At 40.9% G+C, this 634-nt stretch carries 1 protein-coding gene; it reads right to left on the bottom strand.

Going from position 1 to position 634, the window contains the following annotated elements; genetic code table 11:
- Positions 1-424 (bottom strand): universal stress protein (locus tag AOG26_RS20315; RefSeq protein WP_160316778.1); only part of this gene is annotated, 424 nt, incomplete at its 3' end.
- Between the last annotated feature and the right edge of the window lie 210 nt (positions 425-634).

The raw sequence follows: 634 nt of genomic DNA, 5'->3' as shown, positions 1-634 counted from the left end.
TGTGCGAGCCCAGTACTTTAAAATCATCGTAATGGCCTTTACCAGAGCGGCCAATAATCATCACACGGGCATTGTCTTCATGTTCAAGTAAAGCATCAACAAGACTCATTGGGAGCTGCTGTTGCTCAATCTCAGTTAAGCCTGCATGCTCGGCTTTTTTTATTGCTTCATCTAGCAATAATTGACCGTGCTGCGACGCTACTTTGTTGCGCTCTTGTTCAAGTTTTGCCAATTGCTCTAACAATGAGGTTTGCGAACCTAAACCAATAATTGCGGTTAAATCATCACTGCCTTGCGGCAAAGGAGGTTCTAAAGCATGCAGAAAATTAATTGGATGGCTGGAGCGCTTAGAAATCCAAATAGCAGCTTCTGTCACCGCATCGGTCATGCATGAACCGTCGATACAAGCAAATATCTTCTTCATTGCGCTCTCCTTTAAACCAATTTAGTTAACCAAGTATAGTTGGCTTTTTCTCTGTATTTATTTTGAACAGCAAAGACTTAAGAAGTTCAGGTTATTTTCTTATAGCAAACAAATATAGAACGTTCCAAAAAGTACTGTATCAACCCCGTCAATTTGTATTACAATAGCGCTGGGCACACATCTCTACTCCAGAACAAAGCATTTGTTCTG

Source organism: Pseudoalteromonas sp. UCD-33C (assembly GCF_001306895.1).
In the GTDB taxonomy this organism is placed as follows: domain Bacteria; phylum Pseudomonadota; class Gammaproteobacteria; order Enterobacterales; family Alteromonadaceae; genus Pseudoalteromonas.
This window is presented reverse-complemented; position numbering and strand designations above follow the sequence as displayed.